Genomic DNA, 1,187 nt, shown 5'->3' with positions numbered 1-1,187 from the left:
AACCCGCGAAACAGGACACTGGGCGCGGGATGTTGTACCAAACTGCCCTCATCAGCCGCTGCCGTTTCAAGAATTTCTTTGGTTTTCTCGAGATCGCTTCCGTAGGCGACACCAACTGGGATAATCAAGCGCCCCATGCGGGAAGACAGGGTCATATTCTTGACCGCCCCCCCAATCAAATCCTGATTGGGCACAATAACGTCGTGTTTGTCGAAAGTTGCAATCTGCGTCGAACGAACTGCAATCTTTTTGACGATGCCAGAATGCCCAGAGACTTCGATCCAATCTCCTTCGGCAATCGGGCGCTCAATAAGCAGAATAATGCCCGAAACAAAATTCGACACAATTGTTTGAAGCCCGAAGCCAATGCCAACCGACAATGCCCCGGCCACCACGGCCAAGTTGGACAAATTCAGCCCGGCAACGGATACGGCAATCAGCGCAGACAAAGTCATCCCGACATAGCCAAGCCCCGTAATCAACGCATTCTGCGCACCAGCGTCCATCTTTGTGCGGGGTAGGACGGTCTCGCGAAGACCACGTTGCATCCAGCGTGTGATAACGACGCCAATAAAGAAAACGAAGACCAGTGAGAAAATGACGCTTAGCGACAAACGCATTCCGCCAACATCTGCCCCCACAGTAAGTATTCGCCAGACTTCTAAAACGTCCGAGGGCCGCGCGCCCCATGTGATCGCCAATACAGGCAGCAAAAGCGTGGCAATCAAAAGACCCACGAAGAATGGCATCAATGGCAGGGTGGTCTCGGACTCGGCGCTGCCTTTGCTGGTCAGAGCGCGGATGCTGCCTGTTAAGATCGAGTACAGGAAAAGTGCGATGCCCAAATTTGCGGCGGTCATGACCATCGCGTCGGATATCTGCCTTGCAAGGTAAACATAGCCCAGCAGCACGAGCGGAACCGAGATAAGCGCCACGGCGCGTAAAACGAAAACGATAATTTTGTTAAGGCTGGTAAAACCATCAGTAGACGGCAACGCTGCCTGATCGCCCGGCACAGCGACACCAAGCTTACCGGCATGCAAAAGGCCCGCTAAACGCCATAACAATACAGCGGCGACAACGATAATTGGCGCGGCAACAACCGAGACTGTTTCGGGGCTGCGAAATGAAACCGAACCCAATGTTTCCGAGAACCGTTCGATCCCTTCGACAAAACCCAGCGCCTG

General features: G+C 53.6%; 1 protein-coding gene. It reads right to left on the bottom strand.

Annotated features, from left to right (window positions below; all coding sequences use genetic code 11):
* Positions 1–1,187: mechanosensitive ion channel domain-containing protein (locus BUC32_RS20085; RefSeq protein WP_139280825.1), on the bottom strand; the 1,187-nt coding region annotated here is incomplete at both ends.

It is taken from the genome of Shimia gijangensis, assembly GCF_900142085.1.
Classification (GTDB): domain Bacteria; phylum Pseudomonadota; class Alphaproteobacteria; order Rhodobacterales; family Rhodobacteraceae; genus Shimia; species Shimia gijangensis.
Note: the sequence above shows the minus strand (reverse complement) of the source record. Positions and strands in the feature narration are given on the sequence as shown.